The 18,652-nt window shown below is 68.2% G+C and carries 14 protein-coding genes; 6 read left to right on the forward strand and 8 right to left on the reverse strand.

Annotated elements, in window-relative coordinates:
* The first annotated feature begins 65 nt into the window (after window positions 1-65).
* Window positions 66-1,283 (forward strand): acyl-CoA dehydrogenase family protein, encoded by a 1,218-nt coding sequence (locus tag DIE17_RS02710; protein WP_124519739.1) that lies wholly within the window; start codon window positions 66-68, stop codon window positions 1,281-1,283.
* A gap of 39 nt (window positions 1,284-1,322) precedes the next feature.
* Window positions 1,323-2,687 (forward strand): LLM class flavin-dependent oxidoreductase, encoded by a 1,365-nt coding sequence (locus DIE17_RS02715; RefSeq protein ID WP_044843485.1) that lies wholly within the window; start codon window positions 1,323-1,325, stop codon window positions 2,685-2,687.
* A 2-nt stretch (window positions 2,688-2,689) separates the two neighbouring features.
* On the opposite strand, the gene DIE17_RS02720 is transcribed toward DIE17_RS02715, so the two are convergent.
* The 4 genes from DIE17_RS02720 to DIE17_RS02735 all read right to left on the reverse strand — a co-directional run bounded on the left by DIE17_RS02720 (window position 2,690) and on the right by DIE17_RS02735 (window position 7,122).
* Window positions 2,690-3,889, reverse strand: coding sequence for an LLM class flavin-dependent oxidoreductase (locus tag DIE17_RS02720; protein WP_124519740.1), 1,200 nt, complete (start codon window positions 3,887-3,889; stop codon window positions 2,690-2,692).
* 112 nt (window positions 3,890-4,001) lie between these two features.
* Entirely contained in the window at window positions 4,002-4,559 is a 558-nt protein-coding gene (locus DIE17_RS02725; protein ID WP_124519741.1) for a c-type cytochrome, read from the reverse strand.
* Window positions 4,552-5,811 carry a sulfite dehydrogenase gene (gene soxC, locus DIE17_RS02730; RefSeq protein ID WP_124519742.1) on the reverse strand — a complete coding sequence of 420 codons (1,260 nt, stop codon included), beginning with the start codon at window positions 5,809-5,811 and terminating at the stop codon, window positions 4,552-4,554. The genes DIE17_RS02725 and soxC overlap by 8 nt, the downstream gene beginning before the upstream one ends.
* Before the next feature lie 126 nt (window positions 5,812-5,937).
* Window positions 5,938-7,122 carry a porin gene (locus tag DIE17_RS02735; RefSeq protein ID WP_044846514.1) on the reverse strand — a complete coding sequence of 395 codons (1,185 nt, stop codon included), beginning with the start codon at window positions 7,120-7,122 and terminating at the stop codon, window positions 5,938-5,940.
* Between the two features lie 478 nt (window positions 7,123-7,600).
* Between DIE17_RS02735 and DIE17_RS02740 the strand changes: the two genes are divergently transcribed.
* Together DIE17_RS02740 and DIE17_RS02745 are read left to right on the forward strand one after the other, a co-directional pair.
* On the forward strand, window positions 7,601-7,945 hold the full coding sequence (locus DIE17_RS02740) for a DUF3088 domain-containing protein (RefSeq protein WP_044846516.1): 345 nt from the start codon (window positions 7,601-7,603) through the stop codon (window positions 7,943-7,945).
* 67 nt (window positions 7,946-8,012) lie between these two features.
* Window positions 8,013-9,011: an ABC transporter substrate-binding protein gene (locus DIE17_RS02745; protein WP_124519744.1), complete on the forward strand. Its 999-nt coding sequence runs from the start codon at window positions 8,013-8,015 to the stop codon at window positions 9,009-9,011.
* A 249-nt stretch (window positions 9,012-9,260) separates the two neighbouring features.
* On the opposite strand, the gene DIE17_RS02750 is transcribed toward DIE17_RS02745, so the two are convergent.
* Window positions 9,261-9,581, reverse strand: coding sequence for a hypothetical protein (locus DIE17_RS02750; protein WP_044846518.1), 321 nt, complete (start codon window positions 9,579-9,581; stop codon window positions 9,261-9,263).
* A gap of 303 nt (window positions 9,582-9,884) precedes the next feature.
* Between DIE17_RS02750 and DIE17_RS02755 the strand changes: the two genes are divergently transcribed.
* The gene (locus tag DIE17_RS02755; RefSeq protein ID WP_124519745.1) at window positions 9,885-10,655 is read left to right on the forward strand and encodes a class I SAM-dependent methyltransferase; all 771 of its coding nucleotides are present in this window, start codon (window positions 9,885-9,887) and stop codon (window positions 10,653-10,655) included.
* A gap of 53 nt (window positions 10,656-10,708) precedes the next feature.
* On the opposite strand, the gene DIE17_RS02760 is transcribed toward DIE17_RS02755, so the two are convergent.
* Together DIE17_RS02760 and DIE17_RS02765 are read right to left on the reverse strand one after the other, a co-directional pair.
* Window positions 10,709-11,815 (reverse strand): porin, encoded by a 1,107-nt coding sequence (locus DIE17_RS02760; protein ID WP_260427851.1) that lies wholly within the window; start codon window positions 11,813-11,815, stop codon window positions 10,709-10,711.
* Window positions 11,816-11,922: 107 nt separating this feature from the next.
* Window positions 11,923-14,349 carry a membrane-bound PQQ-dependent dehydrogenase, glucose/quinate/shikimate family gene (locus tag DIE17_RS02765; protein ID WP_124920633.1) on the reverse strand — a complete coding sequence of 809 codons (2,427 nt, stop codon included), beginning with the start codon at window positions 14,347-14,349 and terminating at the stop codon, window positions 11,923-11,925.
* Window positions 14,350-14,830: 481 nt separating this feature from the next.
* On the opposite strand from DIE17_RS02765, the gene ppsA reads away from it, so the two are divergent.
* The gene (gene ppsA / locus DIE17_RS02770; protein WP_124519748.1) at window positions 14,831-17,242 is read left to right on the forward strand and encodes a phosphoenolpyruvate synthase; all 2,412 of its coding nucleotides are present in this window, start codon (window positions 14,831-14,833) and stop codon (window positions 17,240-17,242) included.
* A 48-nt stretch (window positions 17,243-17,290) separates the two neighbouring features.
* Here ppsA and phaZ read toward each other — a convergent pair whose 3' ends face one another.
* Window positions 17,291-18,505, reverse strand: coding sequence for a polyhydroxyalkanoate depolymerase (gene phaZ, locus DIE17_RS02775; protein ID WP_124519749.1), 1,215 nt, complete (start codon window positions 18,503-18,505; stop codon window positions 17,291-17,293).
* Window positions 18,506-18,652: the final 147 nt, after the last annotated feature.

The following is an 18,652-nucleotide window of genomic DNA, read 5'->3' on the forward strand; positions in this document are numbered from 1 at the left end:
GCTGCGGCGACGGCCTGCGCAATCGTGCGGCGGGCCGTCGCTTTTCGACGATGAGGAACCGCTGCATGAATGCCCGTCATGGTGCCGAACCGCACGACGCGTTGCGCGCCGCGCTCGCCGCACTGCCCGAACTCGCGACGGCGATCGGGCGCGACGCCGCGCAACGCGAGGCGCGTCGCGAACTGCCGTTCGAAGGCTTCGCACTCTTTCGCCGTTCCGCGCTCGGCGTGCTGAGGATTCCGGTCGAACGCGGCGGCCTGGGCGGCACGCTGGTCGACCTGTTCGAGACGATCGCGACGCTCGCGGCCGCCGATTCGAATCTCGCGCACGCGCTGCGCATCCACTACGACCTGACCGAGACGCTGCGGCTGTCGCCGCGCACGCCGTTCAACGACGTGCAGCTCGAGCGCGCGCTGGCCGGCGCGATCTTCGGCGGCGCGTCGACCGAGCGCGGCACGTCGCGGCCGGGCGAGAACACGACCGTGCTGCGCCGCGACGGCGCGCACCATCGCGTGACGGGCCGCAAATACTATTCGACCGGCACCGCGTTTGCCGATTTCGCGCGCATCAACGTGGAGAACGAGCAGGGCGACGCGCTCGCCGTGATCATCCCGGTCGCGCGCGACGGCGTGCAGGTGCTCGACGACTGGGACGGCATGGGCCAGCGCATGACCGCGAGCGGCAGCCTGTTGCTGCACGACGTGCAGGTATTCGCGGACGAAGTCGCGGCCCGCGACGGCTCGACGCTCGTCGGCCGCCATTGCGGCGCGCTGCGGCAGCTTCATCTCGTCGCGACGGGCGCGGGCATCGTGCGCAACGTGGTGGCCGACGCGCGCCGCTACGTGCTCGAGCATGGCCGGCCGGTGCTGCACAGCCCGGCGGCGAGCGCGCGCGACGATCATTTCATCCAGCAGATCGTCGGCGAGCTGTCGGCGCACAGCCACGCGATCGACGCGCTCGTGCGCGACAACGCGCGTGCGCTCGACCGCTCCGCGGACGCGATCGAGGCCGGCGCGGCGGACGCGCACGAACGCGTGCTCGACAGCGCGCTCGCGACCGCGCGCACGCAGCTGATCGTCGGCAAGCTCGCGCTGTACGCGGCCGAACGGCTGTTCGAAGTGGGCGGCGCGTCGGCGACCGCGCGCGTGCACAACCTCGACCGGCACTGGCGCAACCTGCGCACGATCTTCAGCCACAACCCGCTGCTGCACAAGGCGCGGGTGATCGGCGACTACGACCTGAACGGCGTGACCACGCACCTGACCGAAGGACGCGTGTTCTGATTCCGCTGCACCCGCAGCCCACTTTCCGGGAGCTCCCCGATGACGACCCGCACCGGCCACCTGCACCTCGGCGCGTTCCTGTATCCGACCGGCCATCACATCGCCGCGTGGCGCCATCCCGGCTCGCAGGCGGACGCCGGTGTCGACTTTCGTCATTACGTGCGGCTCGCGCAGGCGGCCGAGGCCGCGAAGTTCGACCTCGTGTTCCTCGCGGACGGCGTCGGCACGCGCGGCGACGACGTCGAATTCCTGAGCCGCACCGCGCACAGCTACGTCGCGCAGTTCGAGCCGCTGACGCTGCTGTCGGCGCTCGCGGCCGTCACCGAACGCATCGGCCTCGTCGGCACCGCGTCGACGAGCTTCAACGAGCCGTTCCACATCGCACGCAAGTTCGCGTCGCTCGACCACATCAGCGGCGGCCGCGCCGGATGGAATCTCGTCACGTCGTCGAGCGCGCACGAAGCGCGCAACTTCAACCGCGATGCGCATTTCGATCACGGCGAACGCTATGCGCGCGCGGAGGAATTCGCCGACGTCGTGCGCGGACTGTGGGACAGCTGGGACGACGACGCGTTCGTGCGCGACCGTGCCAGCGGCCGCTTCTTCGACCCCGACAAGCGCCACGTGCTCGCTCATCGCGGCCGCTTCTTCCGGGTGGACGGGCCGCTGAACGTGCCGCGCGCGCCGCAGGGGCAGCCGGTGATCGTGCAGGCCGGCTCGTCGGCGGCCGGCACGCGGCTGGCCGCGCGCACGGCCGAGGTGATCTTCACCGCGCAGCAGACGCTCGACGACGCGGTCGCGTTCTACGCGGACGTGAAGGGGCAGCTCGCCGCGTTCGGCCGCGACCCCGACACGCTGAAGATCATGCCCGGCGTCTTTCCGGTGGTCGGTCGCACCGAGAGCGAGGCGAAGGAGAAGTTCGACGCGCTGCAGGCGCTGATCGACCCGAAGGTCGGGCTCGCGCTGGTGTCGGGCCTGACCGGCGGCGTCGACCTGTCCGCCTATCCGCTCGACGGCCCGATCCCGCCGCTGCCGGAAACGAATGCGAGCAAGAGCCGGCAGACGCTGACGCTCGAGCTCGCGCGCCGCGAGAACCTGACGATCCGCGAGCTGTACCTGCGCATCGCGGGCGCGCGCGGTCACTGGCAGCTCGTCGGCACGCCGGAGCAGATCGTCGATGCGCTCGAGGAACGGTTCGTGCATTACGGCGCGGACGGCTACAACGTGATGGCGCCGACCCTGCCTGGCGGCCTCGACGATTTCATCGCGCTCGTGCTGCCCGAATTGCGTCGTCGCGGGCTGTTCCGCAGCGACTACGCCGGCAGCACGCTGCGCGATCACCTCGGATTGCGGCGCCCCGCGGCGCGGCGCGCGTCGGCCGTGCCCGGCGCCGCGGCGGCCTGAGTTCAGCGCCGCAGGCCGGCGTCGCGCAGCAGCGGCAGCACGCGTGCGCCGAAGAAGTCGAGATCCGGCCTGAAGTCGTAGAAGCTCAACTGGATGCCGTCGATGCCCGCGCGATGCAGCCGCAAGATGTAGTCGGCGACTTCCTCGGGCGAGCCCGTGATCGAGATGTTGCCGCCGATCGCACGCGCGGCCGCCTGCGCGCGTTGTTCGAAGCCGCCGCGCCACGCATGGGCGTCGCTGTCGAAGCGGTGGAAGCTGCCTTCGTCCGCATGCGCGACGATCGCGTCGCGGTACGCGCGCGCCTCGGCCGCCGTCTCGCGGCAGATCACGAGCGGATTGAGCAGCGTGCGGATCGTCCTGCCGCGCGCGGCGGCGGCCGCCTTCACGCGGGCCGTATGCGCGGGCAGCGCGTCCAGCGCGAGATCGACGTCCGGGCCGGCCGGGCTCGTGACGAACACGATGTCCGAATAGCGGGCCGCGAAATCGATGCCGGCGTCGGAGCCGGTCGCGTTGATCAGCAGCGGGCGGCCGTAGCGCGGCTTCGGCGTGACGAACGCGCCGGAGAGCCGCCAGCTCGACAGCGCGGGCGCATAGCTGAAGTTGTCCGGCTGGGCCCACAGCTGGCTGACCGCGTCGACGAACTCGGCGGCCATCTCGTAACGACGGTCGTGCTCGATCCGGTTCCAGCCGAACATCTCGTGTTCGATCGCGCGGTGGCCGGTCACGACGTTGATGCCCCAGCGTCCGCGCGAGATGTGATCGAGCGTTGCCGTGAACTTCGCGAAATGCAGCGGATGCCACGGCCCGTAGAGCACGTGGCTCGTCGCGACGAGGATGATCCGTTCGGTGCGCGCGGTGAGCGCCGCGAGCGTCATGAACGAGTCGAGCGCCTGGCCGTCGAACACGCCGCCGTAGCCGCCTTTCGGCAACCACTGCGACAGCGCGAACACGAGATCGAAGCCGAGCGCCTCGGCGCGCGCGACCAGGTCGGCGTTGTAGTCGAACGTCCAGTCGGTCGAGCGCGGCAGCGTCGAGGCGCTCCAGCCGCCGGCCTGGATCGGCAGGAACAGCCCGAGCATCAGCGGCTGCGCGAGCACGCGCGACGCGGGGCTGTCGGGGAAATCGGCCGGCGAACGGACGTCGACGAACGGCGACGCCACGAGCGGCGCGTCGGCCCGAGCGGCGGCGGATGTGTCGGTCAAGGTAGGCTCCTCCCTGCGCGGCGCGCTGGCACCGAACGAAAAAATCCGGCACGCGATGCCGGCAGTCTTGCCGGGCCGTTCTGCGTCGTGCCGGCCGGTGGATCGCGTCGCGTCACAGTCGTCCCGGCCGCGGGTCGGGCACGAAGCCGTCGCGGTTCGGCATCCTGATGCGCGGCAGCGTGTGCGCGTCGAGCGTCGTGTCGTCCGGCACGATGCCGTTCAGGTGCAGCACGTAGGCCGTGACCGCATAGACTTCGTCCGCGCTCAGCGACTGCGGCGCGTTGTACGGCATCGCGCGGCGGATGTAGTCGAACAGCGTCGTCGCATACGGCCAGTAGCTGCCGACCGTCTTTTTCGGCTTCGCGCCGGCCAGCGAGCCGAGGCCGCCGACGAGCGGATCGCCGACGCCGCCCTGGCCGCCGGCGCCGTGGCACATCGCGCACTTGTCGGCGAACACGTGCGCGCCGCGCGCGACCGTGCCCGCGCCGGGCGGCAGGCCGCTGCCGTCGGGCGCGACGTCGATGTCCCATGCGGCGAGCGCCGCGCGGTCGACCGGCTGACCGAGGCCGAAGCCTGCACCGAACGCGGGTAGCGCAGACAACGCGAGCGCGCCGAACGTGCCCGACACGACCGCGCACGACGCGAGCCGACGCACGATCGTGTTACGCATTGCGCACCTCCCCGTCCGCGCTGACGCGCCAGTTCTGGATGCCGTTGTAGTGGTATTGCGAATTGACGCCGCGTGCGGCGACGAGCGCGTCGCGGGTCGGCTGCACGTAGCCCGTTTCGTCGGTCGCGCGGCTTTGCAGGTCGGCGGGCTCGCCGTTCCAGACCCAGTCGGCTTCGAAGCGCGTCAGCGCGCGATCGCGCACGTCGCCCGCGAGCCGCGCGGCGCGCCAGGTGCGGCCGCCGTCGGTCGAGACGTCGACCGCGCGCACCCGGCCGCGCCCCGACCACGCATAGCCGCTGATCGGGTAGTAGCCGTGCGATGCGAGCCGGTGGCCGGCCGACGGGCGCGTGATCACCGATTTCGCGTCCATCTCGAACACGAACTGGCGGGCGCAGCCGTTCGGCAGCAGGCTCGTGTATTTCGACGTTTCCTCGCGCGTCATCTCCGGCGCGCGCACGAGCTTCAGCCGCCGCAACCACTTGATGTTGGTGTTGCCTTCGAAGCCCGGCACGATCAGCCGCACCGGGTAGCCGTTCTCGGGGCGCAGCCGCTCGCCGTTCTGCGCATAGACGACGAGCGCACGCTCGAGAATCCGGTCGAGCGGCAGGCTGCGCGTCATCGCCGCGCCGTCCGCGCCTTCGGCGAGCAGCCACTGCGCGGCCGGATCGACGCCCGTTTCGTCGAGCAGTGTCGACAGCCGCACGCCCGTCCATTCGCAGCACGACAGCAATCCGTGCGTGAACTGGACGGGCAGGCCGCTCGGGCCGTTCCATTCGCTGCCGGTATTGCCCGAGCATTCGAGGAAGTGGATCCGCGATTCGGACGGAAAGCGCAGCAGGTCGTCGAGCGTGAAGCTGCGCGGCTCGCGCACGAGGCCGTGCACGACGACGCGGTGGCGTTGTGCATCGATCTCGGGCACGCCCGCGTGATGGCGCTCGTAGACGAGGCCGTTCGGCGTGATGTCGCCGAACAGGTCGCCGAGCGGCGTCATCGACGAGCCGGAGCCGGGCAGCGCCGGCGTGCGCGCGCTGCGACGGATGACGTCGCGTTCGTGCGCGCCCGGCACGCCATACGGTGGCGACAGCAGCGGTGCGCCCGGCGTGCGCGTCCACGGCGGCACGTCCAGCGGTGCGAGCGGCTGGCCCGCGAGCGCGCCGCCGGCCGGCAGCATCGCGGCGGCCCAGCCGCCGGCGAGCTGGCGCAGCGCCGCGCGTCGGCCGGCGCGGCGTGGGCGGGAAGGAGAGTCGGTCATGAGAGAAGCCGTGCCGCGCGCGGGCGCGGCAGCATCCGGAAAAACGGACATTCTCGGCAACCGGGCGCGACGCGGCAAACAACGATTCCCGCTTTGCTTATCGCGCCGCGCCGGCTGCGCGAACGCTCAGAACTTCACGCGCAGCCCGCTGACGAACGCGAGCTGCCGATTCGTCGACGATGCGCTGCCGATGTTCGAGATCGCCGCGATCCGGCGATAGCCACCGGACGTCGCGGTGCTCGCATCGCCCGCGGCCAGCTGGTAGATACCGGACAGGTAAATGTCGGTGCGCTTCGACAACGCATAGTCGAACCCGAGCGTGAACTGGTGCCAGCGCGGCTTCAGCGTCTGGCCGCCGGTGCCCGGCAAGCCGCTCGCGCGTCCGTCGGTGAACGTGTAGACGCCGATCAGCGTCGCCGCCGGCGTGATCTGGTAGCGCCCGTTCACGTCGTAGTTGTTGAACTTGCGCGACGAGCCGTCGACATAGTCGAGCTGCGTGTGGCTCCACGCGAAGCCGAGGGTCGCGCGGCCGAGCGCGTAGTTCGCGCCCGCGACGCCGATCTGCTGCTTGCGCACGCCGCCGTTCAGCCCGTAGAAGAACGCGCCGCTGTAGTCGTTGCCGGTCGTCGTGGTCGCGCCGCCCACCGCGCCGCTCGTGTTCGACGTCGCGTTCGGGTGGTTGAGCCGCACATAGCCGGCGCCCGCCGACAGCGGGCCGTTCACGTAGTTCGCCGACACGCCCCACGCGTTGTTGTTCGAGAAGCCGGTGCCCGCGCCGCCGTTGGCCTGGTTGCTGAACGCGTACAGCGCGTCGGCGGTGAAACCGGCGATCGTCGCGCTGCGGAACTTCACCGCGTTGTTGATCCGGAAGCTCTGGTTCAGGTTGTCGTTGTCGCCGACATGGGTGGCCGGCGACCAGAATCCGGACCCCGCGTACTGCGCGACGAGATCGGTGATCGGCTCGTACTGGCGGCCGAACGTCAGCGTGCCGAGGTCGGCCTTGCTCAGGCCCACGTACGCGGAGCGGCCGAACAGGCGGCCGCCCTGGCCGAGCCCGCCGTCGCTCGGCCGGAAGCCGCTTTCGAGCGTGAACACGGCCGCCAGGCCGCCGCCGAGATCCTCGTTGCCTTTCAGGCCCCAGCGGCTGCCGCTCAGCTTGCCGCTCGTCTGCTGGATGTTGCTCGCGCCGCCCTGGCTGTTCGTATAGGCAAAGCCGGCGTCGACGACGCCGTACAGCGTGACGGAACTCTGCGCATGCGCGCCGATGGAACCGATCGAAACCAAACCCAGGACTACCGACTTCTTGATCATGAGTAACCTCTTTTTTATGGGTGAATCTGCGAGGATCACGATGCTATTGACGTCGGTCCGGTCGACGAACGTTCGATCCGTGGTTTGCAATTCGCTGCGCGAGCGAATTGCAATGCGTGCCGCTGCACGCTCGACGCGTGCGCCGCGATCGCGTCCGGCGCGCGTGCTGCAGCGGACGTATCGGCATGGATGGCGAACATCGCGCGACGGCCATGCGCGGTCGTGCGCATATCGATCGATGAAATCGTTGGATATCGCGACGAGATCCGTTCGGATGACGATGTTTTTATGCAACGCGGCTCTGTGAGACGCGCGGCCGATGCGGTAGGCACACCTGCATATCGATTCCGCAAAACGTTGGTAGGGCCGCGCGATGCAAGGCAGTAGAGTCGGGCATCCGGCCGCGAGCCGGCCAGCGCCGGGCGCAGCGCACGCAGCGTGCAGCCCGGTCGAACCACGAATATGGGAGCCGTGTGAAATGAGTCGGGATGTGTTGTTTCTGCTGGAACCGGGCTTTGCCGATCCGAAGTATCCGGGCCGACACTTCGTCTGTCCTCACGGACTGGCGATCGAAGGCCTGCTTGCGAGCGCGCCCGAGCGGGCCGGCCGCCTCGACGTGCGCCGGGTCGGTTTCGAACGGCCGCGGCACGCGGTGATCGACGTGCTCGACGACGCGCATCAAGGCCTGCCGGTGCTCGTGCTCGGTAGCGCGCAACCGGCGCCGGACGACGCGCAAGCGCTCGGCACGACGCGCTTCGTCACCGACCCGCGCCGCATCCTCGATCTGCTGGCCGAGCGCCACGGTTTTCCTTCGCTGCATTGACGCACGTCGGCCGTCGCGCACGGCGGCTTCCTTTTTCCCTTTACCGTTCAATCGACAGGAGTATCCGATGGCGTCAACTTCGGCGGCGCGCCGCCGCCTGCTGCTCGCCGGCGCCGCGATCGCGGCGGGCCCCGTGGTCGCGCGGGTCGCGTTCGCCGCGCCGACCGTCAACGCCGATCTTGCCGGCACCACGCTGCGCGTCGCGACCTACAAGGGCGGCTGGCGCGCGCTGCTGCAGGCGGCCGGCCTGGGCGACACGCCGTACCGGATCGAGTGGCGCGAGCTCAACAACGGCGTGCTGCACATCGAGGCGCTGAACGCGGATGCGCTCGACATCGGCTCGGGCAGCGAGATTCCCGCGGTGTTCGCCGCACGCCAGAAGGCCAGCGTCCGGTTCATCTCGCGTACGCGGGAGGATCTGAACAACCAGGTCACGCTCGCGCGCAAGGACACGCCGATCCTTGGCATCGCGGACCTGAAGGGCAAGCGCGTCGGCTACGTGCGCGCGACGACGTCGCACTATTTCCTGTACCGGCAGCTCGCGGAGGCCGGCCTCGGTTTCGACGACATCCATCCGATCAACCTGTCGCCGACCGACGGGTTGTCCGCGTACGACCGCGGCGACCTCGACGCGTGGGCGATCTACGGCTACAACGGCCAGCTCGCGCGCAACCGTTACGGGGCGCGCGTGCTGAAGACGGGCAAGGGCTATCTGTCCGGCAATTTCCCGATCTATGCGAACCCGCGCACGCTGGACGACCCGCGCCGGCGCGCGGCGACCGGCGATCTGCTGCTGCGGTTCCAGCGCGCGTATGCGTGGGCGAACGGGCATTTCGGCGCCTATGCGCGCGCGCAGAACGGCGAAACGCGCGTGCCGATTGCCGATCTCGAGGCGATGTTCGCGCAGCGCAGCGACGACTACGCACTGCTGCCCGTCACGCCCGACGTGATCGCGCAGCATCAACGAGTCGCGGACGTATTCGCGCGAATCGGCGTGCTGGATGGGCCGGCGAACGTCGCGCCGTTCTGGGATACGTCGTTCAACGCGCTGGTGGCGTCGGCGTGATGCGCGAGCGGCGCTTCAAACGCCGGTAGGTGATGCGCGGGCGCGGCAAGGGCGAATTCGCCGTGGCGTGAGATCGCATGGTCGGCCGCCTGCGCGGCGAACGGCCAGTCGTCGTGCGTGCGGTTGCGCGGCTGGCGGATCCCGACGCTCGTGCCGCGACAGGGACGCGCAGGCGCCGAAGCGGGCGCGCCCGGCGCGAATTCAGTCGCGCGGACCGAATCAGGAGAACGTCGATCGGGCGAACGTCGCTCAGGCGAACGTCGTCGCGACCATGATGCCGAACACCAGGCCGAGCGCGATGCCGGTCAGCCGGCCGTAGATCGACGCGCGCACATTGTCGTCCAGCTCGAACGGCGAGCGCTTGTGCTTCCATACGGTGCTGAATGCCACCGGGCGGGTCAGCAGCACGGTGCACGCGATCAGCACCGGCGTCGCGACGAGCATCGCGATGCGCGGCCCGGTCCAGTCGACGCCATGCATCATCAGCGAAACGAGCACGGCGAGCGGCACCTCGACGCACAGGCCGAGCAGCGAGCCGCCGACGAAGGAGTCTCCTGGTGATTGGAACATGGTCGGTCCGTCCGTTCGAATGAAAGCCGCGCCCGTTTTCGCGCCGTTGAAAATGGTGACCGCGGTCCTTGCTGAAGCCCGTGGTCGATCGTGTGGCCGGATGTTAAGGCAAATTGTCGACCGGTTGTCGGCTATTCAAGCTATTTAACAAATGTTCGCCGGAAACCGGGTATCGTGCGCGGATCGGGACGATTCGCCGCGGTAGCCGTCGGCCACGCCGTTCCGGCAGACGGCGCCGGGGCGCCGGGGCGACGTGACCGAGCGGGTGGCGCGTACGCCTGAAGCCAACCAGGGGACTGCAACATGACTGACATTCCGGCCAACCATCCGGCGACGATCGCCTGCAAGGTGTGCGGTGCTGACGCGGACATCTGCGGCGTGGTCGATTTTTCGCGCTGCGGCGCCGACATGATCGCCGGAAAAAAGGTCGATCCGTTCGTGGGCGTGCCGATCTACTACTACGCGTGCCGGCAATGCGGATTCACGTGTACGCCGGCCTTCGACCGCTGGACGCACGACGATTTTGCGCGTCACGTGTACAACGACGACTACGCGCGCCACGATCCGGAGTATCTCGAGCATCGTCCGCAGCAGCACGCCGACCTGATCTGCACGAGCTTTCCGTCGATGCGCGAGACCCGCATTCTCGATTTCGGCTCGGGGCTCGGGCTGCTGGAAAAGAAGTTGTCCGCGCGCGGCTTCGCGGACGTGACTTCGTATGATCCATTCAGCCATCCCGTCGCGCCGCAGGGGCAGTTCGATTCGATCCTGTCGTTCGAGGTCTTCGAGCATCATCCGGATCCTCGAAGCCTGTTCGCCGACATCATCCGCTACCGGGCGCCTGCCGGCGCACTGCTGTTCCAGACGTCCCTGATCACGCCGGAGATCCTGGCGCGCGGGATCGAGCAATGGTGGTACTGCGTGCCGCGCAACGGGCATATTTCGTTTTATACGAGCCAGGCGCTGACGCTGCTGGCGACGCGGCACGGGCTTAAATTCGGCTCGTTCAGCCCGGAGCTGCACGTGGTGTTCGATCGCGCGGCGGCGCCGGGGTGGCTTGCGAAATTCTTTTAGTGAAAGGGGCGCGTCGCGTCGATCGCGACATCGGCCGCGGACGTGCGCTTCGTCTAGAAACGATCGATCACGCCGAACTGGATACCGCGCACCGACGCACCTGGCCACGAAGGCGTGAGGCCGGTCACGTTCACGCCTCTCAGCGTGTAGGTGGCCTGGCCGCGGTTGTGAAGCCACGCGCCACTCGCATAGACCAGCACCCGCTTCGACACATCGTATTCACACGCCGCGCTGAACTGGTCGGCATCGTTGTTGCGGCCCGACCGGTCGCGCAGCCACGTATAACCCAGCGACGCGCGAAAACGCGCGTTCACCGCGTAGCGTGCGGAAGCCGACACGCCGTCGCTGTGATATCGCGGCGTTCCGCCGTCGCCATTGAAGTACGACAGGAAGGCCGTCACCGGGCCGAACGCATAGGACACGCCGCCGAGGTTGGCGCGCAGTGCGCCGCTGCCGTGGGTTTGCTGGTGCGCGTACGAAATGCGCAGCGGGCCGTCATGCCAGGCGAACGTCTCGATGTGGCCTGCCAGCCCGTTGCCGTCGCCGTCCTTCGCGTCGCGCAACGACGCCATGATCGTGGTCGAAAAGCCGTGCACCTCGGGGGACAGGTACGTGATCGCATTGCTTTCGTACGGCGTGATTTTCGACAGATTGTTCAGCCCCGACGCGATCGTGCCGGCCCCGAACGCATCGAGCTGCCCCTTGAACGGGATGTAGATCGGCGAATACTGACGGCCGACCCGCACCGTGCCGTAGCGTGAGCTCACGCCGATCCAGGCCTGGCGGTTGAACAACGTGTTGGCGGCGGCCAGGGTGCCGTCCGCCGAGCCGAAGCCGTTCTCGAGATCGAACAGGATCTTCACGCCGTTGCCGATATCCTCCGCGCCGCGCACGCCGATGCGCGAGCCGCGATACGCGCCGGAATCCATCCGGGCGACGTAACCCGCACCGGGATTCGTGATCTCGATGCTCGTGTCGATCGTGCCGTACAGCGTCACGCTGCTTTGCGCATGGGCCGCCGACGCGTGTGCGGCAATGGCCGTTGCGGCCGCACCGATGCGCAGTGCGAAACGTGTGACGGCCGCCGGCCGGCGCGATCGGCGGCGTCCCGGCGTGAGGTCGTGATTTCGGATGCGGGAAGCGGGAAAGGAACGATTCATGGACAACGGTAGCATGCAGTCAAGACAGTGAGGTGACACGCTGAATGCGGGATGGTGCGGCAACCCTCGCCGCACCATCCCGCACGCGATCCGGTCGATTCCGGCGCTTACTTGCTGTCGGGCAGGGCGTAAGCCACTACGTAGTCGCCCCGATCGGGCGACTGGCGCGCGCCGCCTGCAGAGATGACGATGTACTGCTTGCCGCCGATTGTATAGCTCATCGGCGTGCCCTGGCTCCCGACCGGCAGCCGTGCCTTCCACAGTTCCTTGCCCGTCGAGCTGTCGAACGCGCGCAGGTAGTAGTCCTGCGTTGCGGCGAAGAACACGAGACCGCCGCCGGTCGTCAGCGAGCCGCCGATGGTGGGCATGCCGATCGGTGACGGCATGTTCATCTGCACGCCGTGAAGGCGCGTGTCCTTCACGGTACCGAGCGGGACTTGCCATGCGATGCGGCGGGTCTTCAGGTCGACCGCGGTGAGGCTGCCGAACGGCGGCTTCTGGCACGGGATGCCGATCGGCGAGAGGAAGCGGTCCTTCAGCACCGAGTACGGCGTGCCGCCGAGCGGCACGGCACCCATGCCCGCGTTCACCGATTCGTTGCCGTCGGAGACGCCGCCGCGGTTCTTCTCCTGCTCCAGGTGGACCCAGAGGCCCAGCCGCATGTCGTTCACGTAGATCATGTCCGCGTTCGGATCGTACGACAGGCCGCCCCAGTTCATGCCGCCGAGCGAACCCGGGAAGCTGAGCGAGCGATCGGTGTCCGGCGCGGTGAAGAGGCCGTCGTAGCGCATGCCGCGAAAGATCACGCGGCACATCAGCTGGTCGATCGGCGTGACGCCCCACATGTCCGAATCCTTGAGCACGTCGGCGCCGATCTGCGGCATGCCGACGGACAGCGGCTGGGTCTTCGAATACGGCTCGTTCGGAATCGACGCGGTCTTGACCGGATGTTCGACGACCTGCGTCAGCGGCTTGCCGGTCACGCGGTCGAGCACGAACAGCTGGCCCATCTTGGTGCCGACGATCAGCGCCGGCACGCGCTTGCCGCCTTCCGCGGGGAACTCGATCAGCGTCGGCTGCATCGGCACGTCGTAGTCCCAGAGGTCGTGGTGGACCGTCTGGAAGTGCCACTTTTCCGCGCCCGTCGTGGCGTCGAGCGCGAGGAGGGACGCGCCGTATTTCTCGTCGAGCGCGGTGCGCTTCACGCCCCACAGGTCGATCGCCGCGTTGCCCACCGGCATGTAGATCGTGTTCGACGTCGCATCGTAGGTCATCGGCGCCCACACGTTCGGCGTCGAGCGCACGAAGGTCTTGCCTTGCGCCGGCTGCGCGTGATCGTCCGGATTGCCCGGATCGAATGCCCACTTCATCTTGCCGGTCATCACGTCGAAGCCGCGGATCACGCCGCCGGGCATGTCGAGCGACACGTTGTCGGCGACACGGCCGCCCGTGACCACCGTCGTGCCCGCGACCGTCGGCGGGGATGTGAGCTGGTACAACGGGCTCTTCGCGTTACCGAGGCCGGCCTTCAGGTCGACGATGCCGTGATCGCCGAAGCCGTCGCACGGCTTGCCGGTGTCCGCATCGAGCGCGACGAGCTTCGCGTCGATCGTGTTCATGAAAATGCGGCGGCGGCACACGGCCGGATCCCCGGACGCGGCGACCGGCAGGACCGGCGTCGATCCGGCGACGGTCGGCTGCACGAGCGGCTTGTCCGCATCGAAGTACGCGAGGCCGCGGCAGCGCACCCAGACCGTCGTCTTGGTCGGGAACGCATGGCGCCACTTCTCCGTGCCCGTCGCCGCATCCACGGCGATCACGGTGTTGTGCGGCGAGCACAGGAACAGCGTCTTGCCGACCTGCAGCGGGGTTTGCTGATCCTCCGAGCCGCCGCCGTCCGGGCTGAGCGGCGTGTCGCCGGTGCGGAACGTCCACGCGACCTGCAGGTGCTTCACCGTGTCGCGATCGATCTGCGCGTAGCGCGTGAAGCGGTCGCCGCCGTCCGAGTGACCGTAGGCCGTCCAGTCGTCGGTGCCTGCATTGCCGGCCGCCGGCACGGGCGTCTCGGTGCCGAACGTGCCGTGCGGCACGAACATGCCGTAGACGAATGCGCCGTTGCAGGCGAGCAGGAGTGCGGCAATGCCCCATGCCATGCCGCGTGCGGGTGCCTTGCCTTCGGCACGGCGCAGCAGCGGCCAGGCCGGCGCGAGCAGCATGCCGATCATCGAGAACATGAAGATCCGCGCGTTGAGCGGCCAGAACGCGAAGCCGACTTCCCACACGGCCCACAGCGCCGTGGCGATCAGCATCACGAGGTAGATCGCGACCGCACTGGCGCGGCGCCGGGCGAACTGGACGCCGGTCGCGCACAGGGCGAGCCCGGCCAGCAGGTAGTACGGGCTCCCGCCACGGGCGACGAGCATGCCGCCGCCGATGACGAAATAAAGGCCGAGGAGCAGCGAGACCGCGCCCGCGGCGGTCAGGCCGATGCGGGCGGAAGCACGAATCGGCTCTGCAGGGGATTGCTTGGACATGAGTGTCTTCTTATCCGTTTGCGCCGGGCTGCATCGACAGGCGGGAAGAGGGCGCCGTGGGTGGCCCCGTTCGAACACGTGGAGAAGGCGCCGCACGGCATGCATGCGCGGGCTTCGCAGGTCCTGATCGTGCAGCCTGGTTAGCTGTAGAAATTAACCAAGCGGTGCATTTTAATGGCGAACCGGAGATTTTGCTCGCCCATTTTTTCGTCGATTCTTGTTCGATTGGTTGAAAGTGTGTTGCAGATTGGTGCGACGGGCGATCGATCGGAAACCCGTCGATTTCTTGCAGCAAGCGAACGAACCGCAGCGGGAAAGCCGCCCCGGGCGAAGCCGGGTGCGATGCAGCGCCGTTCTTGATGCAGGTCACGGGAGACGCCGACGCGCCGAGCCACGATGAACGTGTTCGGCCGACCGCGCCGGCCACTGCCGGCCCGCGCCTGTCGCTCGCGGCTCGGCCGCGACCATCGGAGGGCTCGTCATGGATCACGGAAAATCACACATCGTCTGGTTCGACGATCTGCGACGCGGCGACGTGGCGCGCGTCGGCGGCAAGAATGCATCGTTGGGCGAACTGATCGCCAACCTGTCCGCACGGGGCGTGAGCGTGCCACCCGGGTTCGCTTCGACCGCGGATGCGTACTGGCGCTTCATCGATGCGAACGGGTTGAGGCAGGCCATCGGCAGCACGCTCGAAGCGTTCGGCGCACGCAAGATGTCGCTTGCCGAGGCCGGTGCGTCGATCCGGCAGGCGATCCTCCACGGAGACTGGCCCGACGACATCGCCGACGCGATCCGGGACGCGTATCGGCAACTGTGCCGCGAGGCCGGCAGCGACGACGTCGATGTCGCCGTCCGGTCGAGCGCGACCGCCGAGGATCTTCCCGACGCGAGCTTCGCGGGTCAGCAGGAAACCTACCTGAACGTGCGCGGCGAGCATGCGTTGCTCGCGGCTTGCCGACGGTGCTATGCGTCGCTGTTTACCGACCGGGCGATCGCCTACCGCGAAGAAAAGGGTTTCGATCATTTGCGCGTCGCGCTGTCGATCGGCGTGCAGCGGATGGTGCGTTCGGACCTCGGCGCGGCCGGCGTGATGTTTTCGCTCGACACGGAAACAGGATTCGACAAGGTGGTGCTGATCAACGCGGCGTGGGGGCTTGGCGAGAATGTCGTGCAGGGCACCGTGGATCCCGACGAATATGAGGTGTTCAAGCCGTTGCTCGGCGATCCGGCGTGCACGCCCGTCATCGGCAAGACGCTCGGCGGCAAGGCACGCAAGCTGATCTATGCGCGCGACGAGCATGCACCGACCCGCAACGTGCCGACCTCGAAAGCCGAGCGTGCCACCTTCGTGCTGGCGGACCGCGACATCCTGGCGCTTGCGAACTGGGCCTGCGCGATCGAGGCGCACTATGGCCAGCCGATGGACATCGAGTGGGCAAAGGACGGCGTAAGCGGAGAACTGTTCGTCGTGCAGGCACGTCCCGAAACGGTGCAGTCCCGGCGCGAGGCCAGCGCCATCAAGACCTATCGACTTGGTCGGGCCGGCCGCAAGCTGCTCACCGGCGTCAGTGTCGGCGAGGCGATCGCGGTCGGCAGCGTATGTGTGATCGACAGTCCGCGCGACATGGGGCGATTCGTCGATGGCGCGGTACTGGTGACGCGCACGACGGATCCGGACTGGGTGCCGGTGATGCGCCGCGCCGCGGCGATCGTCACCGATCATGGCGGCCGCACGTCGCATGCCGCGATCGTGAGCCGCGAACTGGGATTGCCGGCCATCGTCGGCACCGGCAATGCGACCCGCATGCTGCACGATCAGCAGGAAGTGACGGTATCGTGCGCGGAGGGCGAGGCCGGGTTCCTGTACGAAGGCATCGCGCAATACGACGTGGAGGCGATCGACCTGACCGACCTGCCGGCTACCCGTACGCAGGTCATGCTGAACCTCGCGAATCCGGCCGCGGCGTTCAGGTGGTGGCGACTGCCTGCCGACGGCGTCGGGCTCGCGCGCATGGAGTTCGTGATCAGCAACCATATCAAGGTTCACCCGATGGCGCTGGCCCACTACGATGCGCTGACGGACGCGCATGCGAAGCGCGCGATCGCTGCCCTGACGGCGGGCTATGACGACCCGTCGAACTATTTCGTCGACCGGCTGGCGCATGGCCTTGCGCGTATCGCGGCGGCCTGTCATCCCGCGCCGGTGATCGTCCGCATGAGCGACTTCAAGACGAATGAGTACGCTCATCTGGTCGGCGGCGCGCAGTTCGAACCGCGGGAAGAAAACCCGATGCTCGGCTTTCGCGGTGCGTCGCGCTACTATTCGCCGCGCTATCGTGCCGGATTCGCGCTCGAATGCCGGGCCATCGCGCGGCTGCGAAACGACATGGGATTCAGGAACGTGGTCGTGATGATCCCGTTCTGCCGGACGCTCGACGAGGCGGACCGCGTGCTCGAGGTGATGGCCGCCAACGGCCTGAAGCGTGGCGATGACGGATTGCAGATCTATGTGATGTGCGAAATCCCGTCGAACGTCATCCTCGCGAGCCAGTTTGCGCAGCGCTTCGACGGCTTTTCGATCGGAAGCAACGATCTGACCCAACTGACGCTTGGCGTGGACCGCGATTCGGCGGAACTGGCCGGGTTGTTCGACGAACAGAACGCCGCCGTGAAGTGGATGATCGCCCGCGTGATCGAGTCGGCCCGCAACGCGGGAGCGAAGGTCGGCCTGTGCGGCCAGGCGCCGAGCGATCATCCGGCGTTCGCCGATTTTCTCGTGGCGTGCGGCATCGACTCGGTTTCCGTCAGCCCCGACAGCTTCATCGCGGTCAAGCGTCGCGTGGCCGCTGCGGAGCGCGCTGCGCCCGGCGAGCGTGCGGCGCCGGAATGAACGGGGTCGGATGGGCACACGACGGTCCCGCACCGGGTTGAAGGCGCATCACGCCGCGCACGAGCGCGGCCAGCCGCGTTCGGCCCGGACGAACGCCGCTTGCAGTACCGGATGCACGTCGGCGTGCCAGTGATCGCCGGTAAAGAGCCCGTAGTGGTCGCAATCGTCGATGTCGACGCGTTGCCGGGCATCCGCCGCGAGGCCGCTGCACATGGCCAGCGCGGCATGGGTCTGGCCGGCACCGGTGACGGCATCGCACTTGCCTTCGACGGTCAGCAACACGATCGAGCGCAGCGCGGCGGGCTCGACCCGCTGGCCGTGAACGTGCCACGTCCGGTTTGCCAGGCAAGCCCGCTGGAACACGATGTCGACTGTATCGAGGAAATACTCGGCGGGCATGTCGAGGAGCGTCAGGTACTCGCGCAGTGCGCGGCGTGCGGTTGCGAGTGCGTCGGCGTCGTCGCTCGACACCGCTCGTCGATAGCGATCGACCAGCGCCATGTAGCGTTGCGGGTAGGTGACCGCGATCTCGGCGCGCTGCAGATAGGCCGGAAATACCTGCCGCCCGTATCCGGCGAAGCCGTGCGGCACCGTATCGATCAGCGTGGCGCGACACCAGTCGAGAGAATGCGACCGGGCCGCGGTGCCGAGCGCACTCGGATTGATGCGGGCATCGAGCGGGCCGCCGATCAACGTCAGGCTCGCCGGCAGCGCGGCGTCGCGTTGCGCGCGCAGCGCGATGGCACCGAGCGACGGAAACGTCGCCTGACAGACGGCGACGACGTGCACCGGCCGGGCGTCCGCAAGCAGGGTATCGACGAAGCGGTCGAGCATCGACACGTACTCGTCGAGGCCGAATCGGCCCGCGTCGCACGGCACGTCGCGCGCATCGATCCAGTCGGTGATGCAGACGTCGCCGTCGGCCAGCAGGGTCTCGACCGTCTCGCGCATCATCACGGCCGCATGGCCGGCCAGCGGCACGCAGAGCAGGATCACGCGTTGTGCACCGGCGTGCGAGAAGCGGCGCAGCGTGCAAAACGGCGTGTGCGAGACGATCGTTTCGTCGACGTCGATGCGACGGCCGTCCACGTCGATCGAATCGATGGCGAACCGTGGTGCCTCGGCATGCAGGTCGAGCAGGGGTTCGAAAAGGTCGGCGTAGCACGCCGCCGCGGCATCGGGCCAAAGACCGCACGTGAACCGCGCCGCCGCGCCCCACGTTCGCAACCATTGCCGTTGCCGTTCGATCAGGTCATACCACATGGCGGATGGGCGGAAAATCGCGGGAAATCTGGACAAGCCTACTGTCGCCGGATTGTGCCGCGACGGGTTGACCTGCATCAGTGTCGCCCCGATCGCCGGTGCATAAGCTGGTCCATGGATCCCGGACGGATGCACGGAGTGGGCCAT

Source organism: Burkholderia sp. Bp9099 (assembly GCF_003857805.1).
GTDB lineage: Bacteria > Pseudomonadota > Gammaproteobacteria > Burkholderiales > Burkholderiaceae > Burkholderia.

What these genes read in the sequence shown, in the direction of transcription:
- DIE17_RS02715 (WP_044843485.1), top strand. Translation starts at nt 1,323, where the DNA reads ATGACGACCCGCACCGGCCACCTGCACCTCGGCGCGTTCCTGTATCCG.
- ppsA (WP_124519748.1), top strand. Translation starts at nt 14,831, where the DNA reads ATGGATCACGGAAAATCACACATCGTCTGGTTCGACGATCTGCGACGC.
- DIE17_RS02745 (WP_124519744.1), top strand. Translation starts at nt 8,013, where the DNA reads ATGGCGTCAACTTCGGCGGCGCGCCGCCGCCTGCTGCTCGCCGGCGCC.
- DIE17_RS02760 (WP_260427851.1), bottom strand. Translation starts at nt 11,815, where the DNA reads ATGAATCGTTCCTTTCCCGCTTCCCGCATCCGAAATCACGACCTCACG.
- DIE17_RS02755 (WP_124519745.1), top strand. Translation starts at nt 9,885, where the DNA reads ATGACTGACATTCCGGCCAACCATCCGGCGACGATCGCCTGCAAGGTG.
- phaZ (WP_124519749.1), bottom strand. Translation starts at nt 18,505, where the DNA reads ATGTGGTATGACCTGATCGAACGGCAACGGCAATGGTTGCGAACGTGG.
- DIE17_RS02750 (WP_044846518.1), bottom strand. Translation starts at nt 9,581, where the DNA reads ATGTTCCAATCACCAGGAGACTCCTTCGTCGGCGGCTCGCTGCTCGGC.
- DIE17_RS02765 (WP_124920633.1), bottom strand. Translation starts at nt 14,349, where the DNA reads ATGTCCAAGCAATCCCCTGCAGAGCCGATTCGTGCTTCCGCCCGCATC.
- DIE17_RS02710 (WP_124519739.1), top strand. Translation starts at nt 66, where the DNA reads ATGAATGCCCGTCATGGTGCCGAACCGCACGACGCGTTGCGCGCCGCG.
- DIE17_RS02740 (WP_044846516.1), top strand. Translation starts at nt 7,601, where the DNA reads ATGAGTCGGGATGTGTTGTTTCTGCTGGAACCGGGCTTTGCCGATCCG.
- soxC (WP_124519742.1), bottom strand. Translation starts at nt 5,811, where the DNA reads ATGACCGACTCTCCTTCCCGCCCACGCCGCGCCGGCCGACGCGCGGCG.
- DIE17_RS02735 (WP_044846514.1), bottom strand. Translation starts at nt 7,122, where the DNA reads ATGATCAAGAAGTCGGTAGTCCTGGGTTTGGTTTCGATCGGTTCCATC.
- DIE17_RS02725 (WP_124519741.1), bottom strand. Translation starts at nt 4,559, where the DNA reads ATGCGTAACACGATCGTGCGTCGGCTCGCGTCGTGCGCGGTCGTGTCG.